At 43.5% G+C, this 18474-nt stretch carries 17 protein-coding genes and 1 rRNA gene; 12 read left to right on the top strand and 6 right to left on the bottom strand.

The annotated features are described in order from the left end of the window. Nucleotides 1–40: 40 nt before the first annotated feature. The gene (gene hemA / locus J4N23_RS20490; RefSeq protein WP_207429720.1) at nucleotides 41–1267 is read right to left on the bottom strand and encodes a glutamyl-tRNA reductase; all 1227 of its coding nucleotides are present in this window, start codon (nucleotides 1265–1267) and stop codon (nucleotides 41–43) included. A gap of 230 nt (nucleotides 1268–1497) precedes the next feature. On the opposite strand from hemA, the gene J4N23_RS20485 reads away from it, so the two are divergent. The 9 genes from J4N23_RS20485 to J4N23_RS20445 all read left to right on the top strand — a co-directional run bounded on the left by J4N23_RS20485 (nucleotide 1498) and on the right by J4N23_RS20445 (nucleotide 9697). After that, nucleotides 1498–1956, top strand: a complete 459-nt coding sequence (locus J4N23_RS20485; protein ID WP_207429719.1) for a MarR family winged helix-turn-helix transcriptional regulator — start codon at nucleotides 1498–1500, stop codon at nucleotides 1954–1956. Beyond that, a complete protein-coding gene (locus J4N23_RS20480; RefSeq protein ID WP_207429718.1) occupies nucleotides 1953–2792 on the top strand; it encodes a S9 family peptidase in 840 nt (279 codons plus the stop codon). The genes J4N23_RS20485 and J4N23_RS20480 overlap by 4 nt, the downstream gene beginning before the upstream one ends. A gap of 106 nt (nucleotides 2793–2898) precedes the next feature. After that, entirely contained in the window at nucleotides 2899–3447 is a 549-nt protein-coding gene (locus J4N23_RS20475; RefSeq protein ID WP_207429717.1) for an RNA polymerase sigma factor, read from the top strand. Nucleotides 3448–3493: 46 nt separating this feature from the next. Continuing rightward, the gene (locus J4N23_RS20470) at nucleotides 3494–4123 is read left to right on the top strand and encodes a hypothetical protein (RefSeq protein ID WP_207429716.1); all 630 of its coding nucleotides are present in this window, start codon (nucleotides 3494–3496) and stop codon (nucleotides 4121–4123) included. 12 nt (nucleotides 4124–4135) lie between these two features. Then, entirely contained in the window at nucleotides 4136–4522 is a 387-nt protein-coding gene (locus J4N23_RS20465; protein WP_207429715.1) for a hypothetical protein, read from the top strand. Between the two features lie 67 nt (nucleotides 4523–4589). Continuing rightward, the gene (locus J4N23_RS20460) at nucleotides 4590–5789 is read left to right on the top strand and encodes an aspartate aminotransferase family protein (protein WP_207429714.1); all 1200 of its coding nucleotides are present in this window, start codon (nucleotides 4590–4592) and stop codon (nucleotides 5787–5789) included. Between the two features lie 207 nt (nucleotides 5790–5996). Continuing rightward, nucleotides 5997–7421, top strand: coding sequence for a class I adenylate-forming enzyme family protein (locus tag J4N23_RS20455; RefSeq protein WP_207429713.1), 1425 nt, complete (start codon nucleotides 5997–5999; stop codon nucleotides 7419–7421). Then, complete coding sequence (locus J4N23_RS20450; protein ID WP_207429712.1) at nucleotides 7411–8556, top strand: DUF3419 family protein; 1146 nt, start codon at nucleotides 7411–7413, stop codon at nucleotides 8554–8556. Before J4N23_RS20455 ends, J4N23_RS20450 begins: the two co-directional genes overlap by 11 nt. Further along, nucleotides 8531–9697: an aminoglycoside phosphotransferase family protein gene (locus J4N23_RS20445; RefSeq protein ID WP_207429711.1), complete on the top strand. Its 1167-nt coding sequence runs from the start codon at nucleotides 8531–8533 to the stop codon at nucleotides 9695–9697. Before J4N23_RS20450 ends, J4N23_RS20445 begins: the two co-directional genes overlap by 26 nt. On the opposite strand, the gene J4N23_RS20440 is transcribed toward J4N23_RS20445, so the two are convergent. From J4N23_RS20440 to J4N23_RS20430, 3 genes are read right to left on the bottom strand one after another with little or no spacing between them, the layout of a single operon-like run. After that, nucleotides 9679–10743: a hypothetical protein gene (locus tag J4N23_RS20440; protein ID WP_207429710.1), complete on the bottom strand. Its 1065-nt coding sequence runs from the start codon at nucleotides 10741–10743 to the stop codon at nucleotides 9679–9681. The two genes, J4N23_RS20445 and J4N23_RS20440, sit on opposite strands and share 19 nt — an antisense overlap. Continuing rightward, a complete protein-coding gene (locus J4N23_RS20435) occupies nucleotides 10733–13282 on the bottom strand; it encodes a PEP/pyruvate-binding domain-containing protein (RefSeq protein WP_207429709.1) in 2550 nt (849 codons plus the stop codon). The genes J4N23_RS20440 and J4N23_RS20435 overlap by 11 nt, the downstream gene beginning before the upstream one ends. 2 nt (nucleotides 13283–13284) lie before the next feature. Then, nucleotides 13285–14169 carry a UbiA family prenyltransferase gene (locus J4N23_RS20430; RefSeq protein ID WP_207429708.1) on the bottom strand — a complete coding sequence of 295 codons (885 nt, stop codon included), beginning with the start codon at nucleotides 14167–14169 and terminating at the stop codon, nucleotides 13285–13287. 48 nt (nucleotides 14170–14217) lie between these two features. Here J4N23_RS20430 and J4N23_RS20425 point away from each other — a divergent pair, with 48 nt between their 5' ends. From J4N23_RS20425 to J4N23_RS20415, 3 genes are read left to right on the top strand one after another with little or no spacing between them, the layout of a single operon-like run. Next, on the top strand, nucleotides 14218–16437 hold the full coding sequence (locus tag J4N23_RS20425) for an RND family transporter (RefSeq protein WP_207429707.1): 2220 nt from the start codon (nucleotides 14218–14220) through the stop codon (nucleotides 16435–16437). A 50-nt stretch (nucleotides 16438–16487) separates the two neighbouring features. Beyond that, a complete protein-coding gene (locus J4N23_RS20420; RefSeq protein ID WP_207429706.1) occupies nucleotides 16488–16673 on the top strand; it encodes a hypothetical protein in 186 nt (61 codons plus the stop codon). A 20-nt stretch (nucleotides 16674–16693) separates the two neighbouring features. After that, nucleotides 16694–16915, top strand: coding sequence for a hypothetical protein (locus tag J4N23_RS20415; protein WP_207429705.1), 222 nt, complete (start codon nucleotides 16694–16696; stop codon nucleotides 16913–16915). 37 nt (nucleotides 16916–16952) lie between these two features. Here J4N23_RS20415 and J4N23_RS20410 read toward each other — a convergent pair whose 3' ends face one another. Together J4N23_RS20410 and rrf are read right to left on the bottom strand one after the other, a co-directional pair. Further along, nucleotides 16953–17936, bottom strand: a complete 984-nt coding sequence (locus J4N23_RS20410) for an acyl-ACP desaturase (protein WP_207429704.1) — start codon at nucleotides 17934–17936, stop codon at nucleotides 16953–16955. A gap of 308 nt (nucleotides 17937–18244) precedes the next feature. After that, nucleotides 18245–18356: ribosomal RNA gene (rrf, locus tag J4N23_RS20405) — 5S ribosomal RNA — on the bottom strand. Nucleotides 18357–18474 lie beyond the last annotated feature (118 nt).

Here is an 18474-nt window from a genome sequence, read left to right as displayed (position 1 = left end):
CAAAAATAATCAAGCGATTTTGCAAACGAAGAGAAAGAAACTAACTATTATTAACAAGTATTTCTTTTGCCATTACCATCGGCACGCTGATGTACTTCTTCTCCATGTAATTCATGATTTTCTCGAGAACTTCACGAGAATCAGTATCTAGCTTCTGGATATCATCAGCAAACACAGAATTGACAGCAACACTACGGATTTCCTTGATTTTCATTGGAACTTCCCGCATAGCCAACTCAATTCTACGCTGCTTCAACAGGGGCATAAACTCGTCAATATTTCGATCTATTATTAGTTCAGCGTGTACCAATTCCTGATACCGCTCCTGCATGTTTCGGTTTGCAATCTCCTGCAGACTTCTTACTTCAATAAAGTGCACCAGGTTATTATCCAACACCTCCGCACTTGTATCATTTGGAATAGCGAGATCTACAATTACCTTCTTATCCGTATCGCCATTTAGCAATGACTGATAAATCTCATTTGTTATTATTGGCTCAACTGCGCTCGTACATGTAACAATAACATCAAAGCCTTTCTTATAATTCGAAAGCTCCTCAAGGCCATAGGCCTCACCGTTCAAATCACGTGCCAAGTCCTGCGCCTTTGACAAGGTGCGGTTGAAAATTGTAAAGTTTGAGTATTTGTGCTTCTGAAGATACTTGGAAATATTCTTATTCGTTTCACCGGCCCCAATGATAAGAATCCGGGAATTGGAGCACATTTTTAATTCGTGAAGCTTTCGGTAAGCTAAGGAAACAACGGAGATCGGGTTTTTAGATATTTTAGTCTGCGTGTACACTTCTTTAGCAGCCTTAACTACCTGATTCATCACCAAGCGAAGATAATCACCCGTGAACCCCGCCTTTCGACACGTCTCATACCCCTTCCTAACCTGAGCAAGAATCTCCTTCTCTCCTACCACTAGACTTTCAAGCGAACAGGATACCCTGAGCAGGTGATTAAATGCCTCCACATCCTCGTACACGTAAGCTTTGCTAACAAAGGCATCTATTTTATCGTCTGGGATACAGAACTCCAGCGCACGAAGGAAGTTTTTAACAAAAACTGGTGTGATATCGTGACAAGTAGTGAATACAAACTCGACACGATTACATGTTCCGATGTAAAATATCTCAGCAATATCAAACCTCTCCCTAACCTGACTTAACCTGCTAACCAGCGTCTGATTACAGATTACTAATTTCCCCAACTCCTTTAAATCTATCCGCTGGTGAGTAAATGCTAAGACTTTTAAGTGTTTCAACGCTTGATATATCTTTTAAAAAACCCGCAACAAAAGTAAGTAATAGAGCACCTCAGGCTGTCATTACTTTGTCAAACGCTTCCATTTAGAAAGCTTATAAATAGAAAAATGACCAGGACCACATAGTTAGATAACAATCGTCAGGATTTAAAAAAGTAATTTAAAAATTGTCCTAAAAAAATAAATTTTGTTTTATTTGACTATAATTTTGCTTGTATCGCGATTTTGAAATGACCAGAGATTCGTCCCTAACACCCTTGTTTGATAACGTTGAAAGCGCTCCCGGATTTTTGTTATGGCAGATCGAAATGTGCTGGCAGCGCTCGGTGAACCAGGCGCTTTCTTCCTTCGACCTTACTTACACACAGTTCATCGTACTGTTTATCAGCGAAAGCTTAACGCTGAAAAATAAACATGTGTATCAGCACCAGGTAGCCAGGTTCTCCAGAATTGACCGCATGATGACTTCAAGAATTCTTTCAAGCCTGGAAAAAAAGCAATTTATTGAACGGGATAAACTTTCGGGCGATGCCCGGGCGAAGCTGGTTATTCTTACTGAAAAAGGGAAAGAGGTTCTACAAAGGTCATTGAAAGCGGTATCTGCTGCTGAAGAAGGTTTCTTCAAACCTGCAGGTCCCGACTTTGTTAAAAACATGCAGGATATACTCAGCGACTGCACTGCTGTATGACAAAATCATCCTTTAGTATTGAAGGGGCGGCCGGTAAAACAATAGACATTGATTTCACCCCTTCTGCCGCTTCCTCTTGCATGGTAATATTTGTTCACGGATTTAAGGGATTTAAAGATTGGGGCACACACGATGTAACTGCTAAGTATTTTGCCCGACGTGGTCTGGGCTTTCTTAAGTTCAATTTCTCGCACAATGGGATAAGCAGGGCGGAGACAGACCGATTTGATGACCTTGAGGCCTTCGGCGAGAACACGTTCAGCAAAGAACTTTACGACCTGGATCAGGTTATTTCGTTTACGATGAGCGGAAGTGAATTCGCAACTCCTGAATATCTTTTTCTAATCGGACACAGTCGTGGTGGTGGCATCAGTATTATCAAAACAGCAGAAGACCCAAGAATCACCCGACTAGTAACCTGGGCCTCCATCAGTAACTTCAGAAATTTGTGGCCAGTAGAAAAGGAAGGGGAATGGAGAAAAAATGGCGTGATACATGTTAAAAATGCGCGCACGAATCAGGAGATGCCCCTGAATATCGGCTTGTTGCGTGACCTGGAAGAAAACGTCCAAAGGCTTGATATTTCTTCGGCTGCAAGCCGGATCGAACGGCCTTGGCTTATTCTACACGGTACGGATGATCAGAGCGTAGCGATAGCCGAGGCAGCGCAACTGGCAGCGCAGAAAACAGAGGCTGAATTTTTAGAGATCGCGGGAGCAGATCATGTGTTCAATGCACGTCATCCCTGGCCAGAGCCTACTCTTCCCAAAAAATTACAGGAAGTTTGCGACGCTACGATAGCCTTTTTTAAGGAACAAAAGTTCACCGTTAATTAAACCTGCGCTAAATATCTCGGTCTGAGCACTGAATTTATATTGTTCCTCTTAATTTTACATCACAAACTAATTTGGAAAAGTTGAGGTTTTATTCTAAAACACATTCATGAAGCAGGTTGAAGATTCAGAAATATTAGAAAAATTTGCGAACGAACAAACCCGCAGTGAAGCCTTCAGCCTATTATTAAAGAAGTACCAACAAAAGATTTATTGGCACATTCGCAGAATGGTAATCGATCATGACGATGCGGATGACCTGGTGCAGGATGTATTTGTGAAAGTATGGAAATACCTGGGAAATTTCCGCAATGACTCTCAACTTTACACCTGGCTTTATCGCATTGCAACCAATGAATCTATTACTTTTTTAAACAAGAAGAAACAGAAGAACAACGTCCCGCTCGATGATGTATATAATCTGGCGGACAATCTTACAGAAAGCAGCTACTTCAACGGGGATAAGATCCAGATGAAGCTTCAAAAGGCGCTTTTAACCTTACCGGAGAAGCAACGCCTGGTGTTCAACATGAAATATTATGACGATTTGAAGTATGAGGAAATCTCTGAGATCACCGGAACCAGTGTTGGAGCATTGAAAGCTTCCTTCCATTTGGCGGTGAAGAAAATAGAGAGTTTTTTGTTAAATAACGATTAAACCATCACAGTTTGAAGCATTCAGTAATTATATGGATTTGCAAAGTATGAACGAGGATTGGAGGACTGAGGCACCAAAGCTGGCAGCAATGGAGAGATCAAATCCATTTACTGTGCCTGAAAATTATTTTGATACTTTATCAGAACAATTACAAGCCAGAATTAACATAGAAAATATAACAGCATCGGATACTGCTAGTGGTCTGACTGTTCCTGAGGATTACTTTTTGTCGCTGGAAGAACGTATTCATCTATCGGTAAAACTGGCGCAGATGAAAGAACAGATCCCTGCAGAAGGGTTTGATATTCCGGAGGGGTACTTTGATAATTTGGAGCAGCGGATACTGGCTCAAACAACAGCCGTACCGATGCAACAGGAGGCAAAAGTTAAGCGGCTTTTTCCTACCTGGATAAAGTACGCTGCAGCGGCTTGTATTACAGCTGTGATCGGTGTGGGAGTGTTTATGAACAACAACCGGCAGAACTCGCCGGCGGCAGAGGCAGAACTATCTCATATTCCAGAAGAAGAGATTGTGCAATACTTGCAGGCCTATAGTGCACCGGGCGATGGAACCATGATTGTAGAACACTTATCAGAGGCTGGAGATGGCAAGGGGAGCGTTGGATTAGAAGTTCCTGAAAAAGAAATTGAAGAATATTTGAATTCAACATTATAAGAAGTTTGAGAGATGAAAAGATTGTTTTTTACCATTTTAACGGCACTCATTTTTAGTATTCCTGCTCTTGCACAGCAGGGCAAGCAATTAGAGGCAGTTAAAGTGGGGTATATTACCAACAAGTTAGATTTAAGCGCTGAAGAAGCTCAGCGTTTTTGGCCGGTATACCACAATTATGAGAGAGAAATGCGGGAGGTGATAAAGCAGCGTAACAAAGAACGTAAAAGCGGCGCTACTGTAGACGAATTGAAGTACGAAACCCAGATTTTGAACATTAGAAAAAAATATAAAAAAGAATTTTCAGAAGTGCTGCCGGCGTCAAAAGTAGCGCTCGTTTTCCAAGCGGAGCGGGATTTTCGGGAACAGCTGATCAAGGAACTGCGAGGACGGCGAAATTAAGATTTATAGTTTTTAGTTAAGGTCAAAAGCCGCGGGTATATCTCTGCGGCTTTTGTATTTTTGAACCATGTTAAGTCACCGTCAGTTATTCCTTTTAAATAATGCACAGACCTCTGGTTCGCCCCGCCTGCTTGAAATAGAAAAGGCCGAGGGTGTTCACATCTTTGGGCCTGATGGAAAGGAATATATTGACCTTGTTTCGGGCTTTGCGGTTAGTAATGTCGGTCACAGGCATCCAAGGGTTGTACAGGCTATAAAAGACCAGGTAGATCGATACATGCATGTGACCGTGTATGGAGAGTTTGTACAAGCGCCTCAGGTACTGTTTGCCCAGAAACTAGTATCGGTTTTACCAAAGCCTCTCGATTCAGTCTATTTCGTTAATTCGGGAGCCGAAGCAACCGAAGGGGCTCTTAAACTCGCGAAGCGCTATACGGGGCGCCGTAAGATCATTTCCTGTCACAATGCCTATCATGGTAGTACTCAGGGCGCCCTCAGTGTCATGGGAAACGACTACTACAAACAGGGCTACCAGCCTTTATTGCCTGATATTGAGTTTATCGAATTTAATAGTTTTCGTGACCTGGAATACATCAATTCAGAAACGGCTTGTGTTATCATCGAGACAATTCAGGGAGAGGCTGGTATTAGAGTCCCTACCCACGAATATATGCTGGCCCTGAGACAAAAATGTGATGAAACCGGTACTTTGCTGATCCTGGACGAAATTCAAACAGGCTTCGGCCGTACGGGGAAACTGTTCGCATTTGAACATTATAACATCGAACCCGACATTTTACTCCTTGCCAAAGGCATTGGCGGGGGAATGCCGATCGGTGCGTTCATAGCCAGAACGGAAGTCATGAGTGTACTGAAAGAGAATCCGATCCTTGGCCACATCACCACATTTGGCGGTCATCCGGTTTGCTGTGCAGCTGGTCTGGCAACGCTGGAAACAATTCTGGAGGAAAATATGCTGGAAGGAATCTCAGAACGGGCCGCACTTTTTAAGCAGCTGCTGAGGCATTCGGCTATTAGGGAAGTCCGCGGAATAGGGTTTATGATGGCAATACAACTGGAAAGGTTTGAACAAGTTGAAGCTGTAAGCAGCCTATGCGCAAAAAATGGATTGATCATTGACTGGTTCCTTCATTGCGATTCAGCACTACGCGTTTCCCCACCTCTAATCATTGCTGAAAAAGAGATCAGGAAAGCTTGTGCAATCATCTTGGACGCTTTAGACCAGTGCACTGGTCAACACGGATAAATTTAAATTTTTAAGGTCTAGAACCAATACACTCAGCCTCCACTCCGCTGTCTGCCTCAGGCTTTACCAAAAACCGGTATCCCCCGCCATTCGAATGCCTCAATAGGGCAGCATTTGCCTTATCAAAAACTTTGTTATACCTTCAGGGGACCTAACTCATTGGGCAAGCAAACCATAGATCTAAAAATACTATCCGAACCTGACTTTATGAACTTTCTCCACCATATTCACAAAACACTTCGCAGCTTTCCCGATAAAAAGCTTATTTACTGGGGGGAAGAGCCAGGAGAGACAAGTACAGGAAAAGCCCTTTTAAATCGGGTGGGCTCCCTTGCGGGGCATCTGAAAGCGAAAAAAGTTTCAAAAAGAGAAAAAGTTCTGCTATTACTTCCTGTCAATTCCGAACTGCTTAGCGGATTGCTTGCTTTGTGGACAGTTGGTGCAATCCCGGTACTACCTCCTGCCGGATCTTCAATTTGGGACATCGCTGCCCTGGTACGAGCAAAAGGCATATCGAAAGTACTCATGGCAAAGCCGCTTCCTTTCTATTTAAAAGTAGCTACACAGCTGGCTGGCATTAGTATCCTTCCTACAGAAGGTATCGAAACAGTGGAGCATACGAAACTGGAACTGGAGGAAGTACCTGCAACGCAAGCGGCATTGATCTCTTATAGCTCCGGATCCACGGGAATTGCAAAGGCGATCGTAAGGACCCATGGCGTCCTATCGGCACAACACCAGGTATTAGCAGCGTGTTTTCCGCCCGACTCTAACCAAGTGGACTTTCCGCTATTCCCCAATATTTTGCTTCATAACCTTTCTTTGGCTACGGTAAGCGTCTTGCCTGCCATCCCCGGCTTCAGCTTAGAAAATCTTGATCCGGCTCAAGTGGTTGAACAGATCATCGGACAGAAAGTAACAACGTTAACAGGCAATTTCTTTTATTTTAAGGCGATACTATCCCATTTGCAGAAAACAGACACGACGCTTCCTCTCGTACAAGCTATTGGAATTGGGGGATCTCCGGTACCCGAATTTCTATGTGAAGCGTTAAAGCGTTACATCCCGAGGGGCCGCCTTTTTATCATTTACGGTTCTTCGGAAGCCGAACCTATAGCTATCAGGGAGGTGACAGCGATCCAAACCGACGTGAAGGCGGGATACATGGTGGGCACTATACACGCAAGCATTCAATTGAGGGTAAGAGCAATTGGCACCGTTCAATCAGGAGCAGATGAAATCCCGGTAGGTGAAATTGAGGTAAAAGGCGCACATGTGGCTACAAATAGCGGCGACTGGCTTTCTACTGGAGATTTTGGCTATATCAAGGACGGTGGCTTATTTCTCACGGGGCGGAAGGGAAACGAGCGCATTCATCGGGGGATACAGCACTACCAAGTCGAACACTTTCTCCTGCATTTTCCGAATATAACTGACGCTGCTGCGCTTTCTCGTCGTGATGGTTTTGATGTCATCTTTACGGGGACGGCCCTGGAGGAGGAAGTGAAGCAGGAATTGGAAAATCAGTTCCCAAAAGGTATTTTTATAAGAGTCAAAGCCAGCTCTTACATCCCCAAAGATAAAAGGCATCACTCGAAAATTTTATATAGTAAGCTAAAAAATGAAGTCTGAGTTTTCGAAAATAGAGCTGGACCAGATTCGATATTCACTTGTCTGGGAAGATGCAACCACGTTGTATGAGTCGTTGGACATTCAGCCAGATGATACAGTACTGGTAATCACCTCCGCTGGTTGCAATGTTCTAAACACGCTGCTAAAAAATCCTGCAGAAGTAATAGCTATTGATCTTAATTCCGAGCAAAACAAGCTCCTTCAGTTTAAGATCCACCTGATACAGCATTTTGATCACGAGACCTTTCTTTCCCTGGTAGGGTTTGCAGGAGCCGATGCAGTTGCGCCCGCCTGGAACACCGTCAGGGCATCACTTTCTCCCGACCATCAGCAATACTGGGATGCTTTCTTCCGCACCAATCCAGCTGGCATAGTCACTGCTGGGAGACTGGAACGTTATATTACTGCATTCCTCGGCAGCATTAATGAGCAATTCCGACTCATCTTAAAAAAGTTACTTACTTGCAAGGATCTTGCTCAGCAGGAGGAATATTTCTTCAATAATCTGCACGGCACCGAATTCAGTGAGAAGTTCATCTCCTATTTTGACAAGACGAACCTGAGCAAAGGAAGAGATCCCCGACTTTTTCAGTATGCTACTGATAGTTGCGGGCAGGTTTTTTACGACCGGTTAGTCGCGCAGATAAGATCGTCGCTGGCTTCGGAAAATTTCTTTCTGCGATTCTTTTTCTTTGGCCCCGAAAACATACCACAACAGCTCTTACCTCCCTGCTATCAGGAAGCCAACTTTACCTTCCTGAAGCAAGCTGTCAGAAAGGTCAGGATTATCGATGGAGAAGCCGTAGAATTCTTACTGTCAGAGCAGGGCAGAACAATCTCAAAGGCATCCTTATCCAACATATTTGAATACACAAGCGCGAAAGAGTTTGACAATGTTTACACAGCTCTTTCTTTGGATTCCTCCCGCCGGCGCAAGATACTTTTTTGGAATTTGCTAAATGAACAGGCCAACAATGAAAGCTATGAAAGAATAAATGTCTCTCTTTCAGAAAAAAACAGCCGGCTCCCTAGGGCCTGCTTTTATTTCAAAAATGTACGGATCTTAGAAACAAAAAGCACTGCAGACTTATCCGAAAGCACAATTGAAAATGCAAGTAAATCTATTAAGCTCTGATTTTATAGAGCACATGATGCAGCATCACTGCCCCGGGGCTTCACTGCGGGTAAGAAGCCTTAAACCTATTGATATCGACAATTCCGCCAGTATTTTATCTGTTTTAACGGCTGGAAGGAGCGAACGGCTGATCGGTCATTTCGCTTTTACCGTTAACTATGAAAAAAACGGCCAGGTATTCGAACGAAATATGGTGATGAAGATCAAACCCCACGGTAATGAGATTGTGGAAATGCTGAATAGTTTAGCTCAAGCCTGCAGCAATCCCTTAGCTGAAGTCTATGATCAGTTTAAAAGCCTTACCGGCTTTCAGTACACTCATGTCCGGGAGCAAGAGATTTACAGCAAGCTTCCTTCAACGCTAACTCCGGAAATTTACGGTCTTTACACGGATCCGGAATCGGACACTTATGTTGTTTTGATGGAATATCTGCAGGATGTTCAACTGATTAACTCGGTCATGAAGCCTACCGAATGGACAGACGAGTACCTAAAAGAAAGTTTACGGTCCATCGCCGCCTGGCATGCCCGGCACTTAGTTCAGCGGCCTTCCATCAACTCCCGCTACTGGTCGGATGTGCCATCTTTCGCCTACATGAACGAGCTGAAAGCGCTATGGCAGTGCTTCGTTAAAAATGCCGCCGAAAAGAGTGCTGATTTATACACTCCAGACCGAGTGGCGACCTTAAATAAGATTATTGATGAGATCCCAGCCTACTGGTCGGAACTAGAAAAACACCCTAAAACATTTATTCATAACGATTTTAATCCCAGGAACACTTGCTTCAAGGTAATAGATGGGAAACCGCACCTGTGTGTTTACGACTGGGAGTTGGCTACCTTCCATCTGCCACAGTACGACGTGGTAGAATTGCTTTGCTTTGTTCTGGACGAAGATCGTTATCATCTTAGAGAAGAATATCTAGAATTCTACCGACAAGAATTGAATAAACTGGTTCCGATCTTTGAAGACCAAGATACTTTCCACAGAGGTTTTTATCTTTCCGCTTTCGACTTCGGTCTGCACCGGCTTGGGATGTATATGATGGCGCACTCTGTTAGCCCCTATCCTTTCATCCCAAGAGTGGTGAATAGCTATTTTGACTTAATTAGTCATTGCAGCTACTTCAATCGTTTTTGAAAGAGGGCATATTGAGTGGATTCATACTGAAGCCCCCTACTAAAATTCCGGGAAACGTTGTCGGATCGCATAAGACAAAAAATAGCATCCTCGTAATGCTCGCGAAAAGATAACATCGCGTAAGCTCCCAGGTAGCTCATCAGGTTTCTGTTCCGATATTCGGGGTGCACCCCCACCGTTTTTATCAAAAGCGTTTTTTGTTTCAACAACTCAAAATGAAGTCTGAAATCGAGTTGTGAATAGGGTATTTTTAAGCTGGAATAATTTGGTTGGCAGAAGCTCAGAGCTGCCAGGACTTTCGCCCCCCGTTCCTTGAAGATCACCGAGGAATAGGGACAGAGTAGTTTTGCGAAACCCGGGTTGTAAAGTAGCCTGAATTGTTCTTCCGAAACTCTTTTAAACGCAGGATTTTGTCCGAAGCTAGCCTCTACAAACTCATAGATTGCTGTTTGGTATTCTGTCCAGGAATCCGGCGTTATAGGAATCATTTCAAAAGGAAGATCTTTTACCTCCTTCAAAAATTTCCTTTTATCAGTATAAAACTGTTCTACATCTTTTTTTTTTACAAACCGACTTTCAAACAGCGTTGCAGCCTTGTAACCAAGTTGCTGCAGAAAGATGGGATAATAATCAGGGTTTACGGGCTCTCGATCAAAAGAAATCCAGGATGGATCAATCCCGATCCGAAGACGGTAATTGTGAAAGGTATTGAAATTAATTGGTCCCTTAATAACACTTCTTCCGCGTTTAATAGCGTCATCCTCAAGATATGAAAACGCTGTTTGATTCAGCTTGAAATTATTTACTGTTTCCCAAAATCCAAAGTAAGCCTCCGGGGAGTTTTCAGGAAAAATTCCAACTAATCTAAGCTGCTCTCCATCTGAATATAGAAGGGTCTCATTCCGTCGAGTCTCGAATTGAAATATTGCAGCGGTCAGCTCCGGCTCCTCGAAGGGGCAAAAAGGGAGATCTTGATAAGGAACTTGGCCAATTCGAAAAAAATAAGGAGGTAAGACACCTCGGTATGTTAATCGTTCAATCCCCATTTTCTAATATTTCAATGAGACCAGTGGAGGAATTCATTCGAACGGTCATTCCGGTTTTAAGGATGGTGGTTAAACCGGGGATATTGATAATAGCGGGAATCTGAAGCTCCCTGAGTAAAATAACGGAGTGCGACAAAGACGAACCTTTCTCAATCAACACCCCGGCACAGGAAGGAAATATAACGGCCCAGCCAGGATCAGTCCTTAAAGCACAAACGATTTTGCCCCGCGGATCAAAATCAAGGTCGGTATTTTTAACAACGATTACTTCTCCAATCAGCTGTCCCGGAGTACAACCAGTACCTTGGAGGAGATTTATATCATGACCTTGTTTTACCGTATTTGTAACCGGCGCCGAGGGAACTATCACCCGGGAGGGTATATCTTCAGACTGATATCCTTCAAATTCCTGTTTCCGGTTTTCAATTAGTCCCGGCATCCGAAGCCTGTTGTCCGAACTTGTTCCCTCGCAAATCTCCTCCTCCGTCAAATAAAAGATATCCCTTTTGTTTGAAATCACACCCTCTTCAGCCAACATTTCGCCTAATAGCAGATAGAGATGCCGGTACATGCCAAATAACCTTGTTCTTTCCAGACGCATTGATTCACGAAACTGAATTGAACGTTTCAACTTTTCCAGGTTGCTTAACACCTTCGACCGGAAAAAAGGTGAGCGGCCCGCTAGTTTTTGTTCCAGCTCTGCAACTGCTCCGTCTCGAAACTCTGATCCAAAACCCAACCCCTCACTTTCTATCTGATTTTTCAGAAGCCGGTAGAAGAGCAGCGGATCGGTCCTCATCGTTCTTGTTTCTAGTTTTAGTTCACCTGCAGTCCGATCCCCGTACTTATCAAGAAAGGTAAGCACTTCCTTATAAAATTCAGGAAAGCACCTCGGAATGGTTTCAAAACTCGCTTCCGGACTTTCTTCTACTAGTTTCCTTAGCTCGGAGTCGGCTATCACCATTCTAGCAAGTCGCTGCATTTCCAGAATAGGTTGTATACTTTCTACCTGCTGGCTCCCGGAATACAAGCGGCTTAAGAATTGTTCCGGATCATTGATGCCTAACCCCAGCAGGCTCCGCCTGACTCTCCCATTCATCATCATTACATAAAAGTCATTAATAATGGGTGTGGACCATTTCTCCAGCACATTCTTATCAAGCGCCTTCCGTTGGGCTATCAATTCTTTATAATCTAATTCTTCAAATTTCTGGTCGTAGAAGTGGGAATACCAGGCCGCAAAATTATTCCTAAACTTGATCACCGATTTATCTAGCTTGCGAAACGCGGCGACCAGCCGAATCAGATTTAGCAATTGTGGTAACAGCCGAAGTTTCTCCAGGAAGCTTTTCTCTTTATCCTCTATGAAATCTACCGGTTCTTCCAAGCCCATCATTCGCTCCATATCCTCCTTGTTTTGCTTAAACGATGGCAGCAACTGCAGTCCCCGATACCAGTTATTGATATTGTAATATATGCGGCCTTTCACCAGACCGAGCAGATTTGCAACTACCTCTTCATTGTCTCTAATCACCCCTTCAGGCAGCCCAAGTACATTCATAGTTTGGCGATAAACAGTAGCATAAGCCCTTTTCGCGAAGCTGAAAGTAAGTGGAGTTGTTACACCGCAGTAGCTTTCCTGGATATTTGAATTATCATAAACAACTACCGGAGGAATAGGTGCAGTAATTGAACGAGTCTGCACGATGAAAGGTGTCCCATTGGACATCACGAACTCGACGTCTTGCGGGCGACCTAACTCTCTTTCGAGGAGGCTAGCAATTTGGAACAGTTGCTCAACCTGCCCTGCTCGTAGTGAGGGCGCATCTCCAACTTCCTGAGACAACTCTGTCTCCTCTAACCCTTCCTTGCAGGAAGCCCTGAATGAATGAGTTTTCCTCACAATCTTTTCCCTGGATAATATACCTGTTCTTTTGTCGATATAAAACTCGTCCGGCTCCAGTTTCCCTCCTACCAAACCTTCACCAAAACCGATGACAGCATGTATGGCAAGTTCCTGAGGATAATCTGGAAACGTACTAAAAATCACACCGCTCGCATCAGCATGCACCTGTCTTTGAATCACAACTGCTGGTCGAGGACTTAGCGAAAGGCCTTTTTGTTTGCGGTAACTCAGGGCTCGTTCAGAGTAGGCGCTAGCTGCACAAGAATTAATGGCCCTAAGTACGCTATCGAAGGCTTTCAAGTTCATGAATGTATCCATAAGCCCGGCAAAGGCATCGGAGGTTCCATCTTCATCAGCCACAGATGATCTCACAACTAAGGGGATCTCAGGAAATCCCCATGCGGAAACAAGGGAATGTAGCATTATTATATCCTCATCTGCAAATTGAAAAGCTAATAATCTCTCTCGCCTCAGCGTTGCTCCATTCTCAACAGAAAAAAGTTCATCAAAAGTTTCGGCGGGTATAACGCAAAAATCGGGCACATCCAGCTTCAACTCTTTTAGGTGTAGCAAGCCTTCCGCCTTTCCACCGATTGTGCCCCTCCCTCTCTTTTTAAAATCAGATAATACCATGTTCAGAAATTAGCCTCAACAATAACTGAAAGGTAGCTAAAGAGCATAAACAGTGATACGAGCACTTCTGCAATTCGAAGCTTTTTTTCTTCAGGTCGGAATAACAAGTACAAATAAAGAGCCGCGGTTAGTAGAAACAGGCCGGCAATAAGAAAAAAGGGCCAGAGCTCTGAGTTCATTGAAATGAGTAGGATGAAAAGCACGACAATTCCACCTCCCACAACAAGAAGCACGAGCAGAATAGACGGGACATAACCTAGTGACTTTGAATAGGAATCAACAGTTTCCCTCTCTGCTAATGGTGCGTGAATTTTCCTGGCAAGTTCAAAAGAAAAGCCACCGAAAAGACTCAGCAGACCCAATAAAATGTAGGCGGTCCCTGCTATGGTTGTATAGGCAGTCCAGATCCAAAAGATTACTAAAGGCATCACCATCATGTGGCTTATAGCATACAGCAACAGATTTTTATTTAAAACCCGTGACAAGAAAAACTCATATCGCATCAACAGACTAAAGGCGAAGGCGCCAAGCCAGGCTAATAAGGTAGGGATACCCATCAAAGCACTCCAGAGCAACTCTATAGCAGTGCCTAAAGTTGTGACTACTCTTAGATGTGTCAGACTCACCTTCCCCGACTGAAGAATTCGATGCGGATGGTTAATCAGGTCGATCTTAAAGTCCTTTATTTCGTCAAAAAACCTCAGGCGAAAAAAGAAAAAGATCGTAGCTACCATTCCTAAACCATCCACCCAGCTGAAAGAGGCCTCGTTTTTCGTCTCAAAATGCAAAGCTACCGAGTAAACCGTGAGGAAGAGAATAGCGAAAAGCGCCATGTTAACGATAGGGAATCTTTCATTGAAATAAGCGTAAAGGTTTTTAAAATTCATATCTTGTGAGTATTGTGAAAGATAAAAATTAATAGCGACTTCACACAAATGATTCGGCTACTGTCTCAAGCAAGATACCTGCTCCTTACACTTGTCATTACAGCCTGCGTACTGCTTTTTCCGCAAGTAAAAAAGGCATTGGTTGTAGACAATAGTCTTGATATCTGGTTCCTTCAAGAGGATCCCGCTCTCCTGAATTATAAGCAATACAAAAGTCTCTTCGGAAATGATGAAGTGATCGTAATGATTGTTAGGGATGAAGCTGGACTGATTTCGCACAAATACAATCGCCTCTTTCCAGCCCTTACGGCAGCTCTTGAGGCTCGACCGGAAGTTCATCGCGTATTAGGGCCAGGGAATGCAAAAGTGATCGAAAAAGATGAACTTGGCTTTTTCTCTCAGCCGCTACTTTCGCCGGGATCTGCTTCCAGTGAAATTAAAAAAAGGCTGGCGGCTATTCCACTGCTAAAGAATCAGCTCTATTCTCCCGATTACAAAACCGCTCGTTTTATCATTACTCCCGGCAATATAACAGATTTTGAAAATCGACGTGGAGAGATACTTCAAGCAATTAAAAATACAGTAAGCAGGCATCTAAATAATGACCAAACATTTTATGGAGGTGTAGGCATCATTTACACGGAGCTAAACAAGCTATCAGAAAAGGATTTTGGCTTCTTTCTTTTTTCGGGATATGCATTAATGTTCCTTGTCCTCTCTCTATTGCACCGCAGTCCCCTGGCAGTTTTATATGCTATCGCGACCGTGGCATTATCCACCTGGCTCACTTTCGGCGTCTATGGGGCTTGCGGATTTCGTTTAAATCTAATGACAATCTTGCTTCCCATGATATTTATTCTGTTAGGTGTAATGGATATTATGCACGTACTAAACGAGTACGCACTGGTAACAAAAGCTTCCGGGACTGACAGAGAAAGGGCATTGAAGGCACTAAGTGCCGTGTTTAAACCTTGCCTGCTCACCTCTTTAACCACTATGGCAGGCTTTCTAGCAGCTCTCAGCAGCCCAATGCCGATTCTTAAAACCTTTGGGGTTTTTGCCGCCATTGGTGTAGGCTTCTGCTTTGTCTTTACCTACCTCCTTGGCGTAATTCTCCTTCCATCCATCAGATCAAAAAACTACAGTACCAAGGTTGCAGCCAGACTTTCAACTACTTTAGCTGAATTGGTAGTCCGAAAGCAGAAACTTTTCAGCCTCATCTCAATAGCACTTGTTGTATTCTGCTGCCTAGGTATCTTTAAGCTGAAATCCGACACGTACACCTTAGGTTACTTCCCTCCCAAAAACAAAGTCGTTACAGATAATCACCGTATTGAAGACACTTGGGGAGCGTACATGCCTTTGGAGTTCACTATAGAACCTAAAGCTGGTTTCTCCCTGAAAGATCCTCAACTGGTAATGGCGGCTAAGGATTTTGAGACCGAGGTCAAAAAACTAAAAGGCGTGGAGCGGGTGTTAGGTTTTCACTCATTTTACGAAGGGATCCTTCAAAGCGAACACGGGGAGAAAACAGACATCGCGATACAAAGCAAGGGAGCTGTGAAGCTTGCCGACCGAACCTTCCAAAGGTTCTATCCAGATTTATATCCACAGTTTATTAGTGGGAAAACCGGGAGGATAACTATTTCGGGCCATATGACGTCGGCGATGAGTTTAAGTAAAAAGTTGGATACCATTGGGACAATTGCAGCTAACACTTTGGAGAAGTATGCACGAGTTGAGCCGGCAGGATACCAACCGATGTATACATCAATTGTAAAATACGTCACAACATCCCAAATAAACTCTTTCGTGCTTTCACTACTCGTAGTGGCCGCCTTGATTATGATTTATCTCAAAAATATCCGGCTAGCCATTATCGCGCTTATTCCAAACATTATTCCAATTTTGATCATGTTTGGGATAATGGGATGGTTTGGGATATATATTGATACAGCCACAGCAAGCATCGCTGCAATTATACTTGGAATCGCTATCGATGATACTATCCACTATATCTACCATTATAACACGTTAAAAAAAGGCGGTCGTACAGCAGCTGAAGCTCGCCGACTTACGGCAGGTCACGTGCTTCCGGCGGTAATACTTACTGCGATTCTCCTTACTTCTGGATACTCCTTCATGTTGTTTGCATCTTTAAAAACGGTTCAGCTATTTGGACTTCTAACTAGTATTGCACTCATTGCTGGCTTATTTTCAGAACTCCTCATCTTTCCACTCCTGCTGCATAGATTTGACACAGACTAAAACAACAAGAGGTACGGTTCTTGTTATCCATCTATACCAACTACTGAATCATGACAGACAAAGAGCAGGAAAAAGAAAAGAATCAAAGCGAAGCCGCCCAAGCCGAAGAGTTTATTTTAAGTAACGCGAACGGCAATGGCATCAACCCCAATCCCATCGAAAGTGGGAATAAGGCAGACTGGGACGAGGGTACTGCCCAGAACGTGCAGTACAAGGCGGATGCTACCGACGAGTAATTAATCTAAAATCTACCAATATGTTAGAAAATCAAGAAAACAATCAGGAAAACCAGGATAAGGCTGAGCAGATACAGGGAAACCCCGAATCTACTGAAGGAAAAGTATCGTATGGTGGTACCTCGGATGAAGAGAATCTCCAACAGGAAAAAGAGAAAGAAGGCTTTCCAGCTGGATCATGGGGCGAAAGCAGTATGGGCGGCGAACAAAATATCCTTGATGAGGACGAGCCTAACGACTGAACTAAAAAGGGGAAACTTCTCAGTCTCCCCTTTTTTATTACATGCTGTGAATCCAACTGAACTTATAAGCTAAGCCAGGATCCTTTATCCTCTCAGCTATTCGAATAAGTCTGTTCGGCAGCTTCATAATGTAGTCTCTCGCTCGCTCTCCCGCGTCATTCATTCCTGTGACACTTTCGATTTGCCAATCCTTAATCAGGTCCTCCAAAATTTCTACGTAGTCAATAGCTGTATAAACTCCTAACCTTTGAGCAGCGTCAGCAAAATGAGTAAAAGTCTCACCAGCCTTTTTACCTATTTCCCTCAAGAAGTGAGCTGGCATTACAATCTTCTTTCTCATCATGTCCTCAAAAGCAATCATCACTTCGCTTGGATCTACTTGAAGTATTTGGAAAATAAAGTCTTTGTACGCCTTAGCATGGCGTGCTTCATCGGATGCAATAACACCGCACATCTTTGAAAGCAATGTATCTCCGTCTTTTTTAGCTAAAGAAGCTACTCTTCGATGGGATATATTTGTAGCCAGCTCCTGAAAGCTAGTGTAGATGAAATTCCTGTAGGGGTCACGATCGGTACCGATATCGAAGCCATCGGCAATAAGATATTGAGTAGAAATTTCCATTTGCCTCATATCTACCCGTCCTGATAAATACAAATATTTATTCAATAAATCACCATGCCTGTTCTCCTCGGCCGTCCAATGCCTCAACCACTTCATCCAACCGCCCTCTTCATTCTTGGAAACCCCCTCTACCATTGCCAACCATGATTCGTAAGTCGGTAGAGCTTCCTCAGTGATGGTATCACCAATAAGAACAGCAATTAAATCATATGACAAGCCTCTTGCCGAGTCCTGCATCTCACGTACCTTCTCGAAGAAATCATCGTGGGAAGAATCCGGCAGAAAATCGGAAGGTTGCCAATTAGTATCAATTGGCTTCAGATAATTGTTCATATTCTCTAGCATATACTTTTCGATATGCTGCATCACTTCTCTTCTAGCGCCGTAACTAATATTCATGGTGTTATTCAAGTCGGCAAAGATACTATATTTTTTTAGTTATGCCTGTTATAAGAACCACTAAGCAAAAAGATGGTTTTGAAAGTATGAATTTGTTTAGTTTAAAAATATTACATTCTCTTCTATCATCATCCTCATTCTCCACAACCATCTAAGTCTGATTGTTCAATTCGGACCCTGCGGTGGAGTTCGGGTTACTACGACGACACTCGAACGCCCCAAAACAGCAGCAGGCAAACGAATCTCAACAGGCCATAAAACAGCAAAGCCCGATAGTTATCACTACCGGGCTTTTGTTGCTGAATAAAGGTTGGCACCGACCTACTCTCCCACATGTTACTGCAGTACCATTGGCTCTGGCGGGCTTAACTTCTCTGTTCGGAATGGGAAGAGGTGGACACCGCCGATATAGGCACCTGAAGAAGGTGTAAGCTGATAGCTCAAAGCCTTGCGGCCTTTTACTAACGCTTAATTTCTTTTTGTTTGCCTGGGCATTTCTGCTTTAGCTAAACAATGACAGGTATTGAAAGAAGTAATA

Source organism: Pedobacter sp. SYSU D00535 (assembly GCF_017355855.1).
In the GTDB taxonomy this organism is placed as follows: domain Bacteria; phylum Bacteroidota; class Bacteroidia; order Sphingobacteriales; family Sphingobacteriaceae; genus Desertivirga.
Note: the sequence above shows the minus strand (reverse complement) of the source record. Positions and strands in the feature narration are given on the sequence as shown.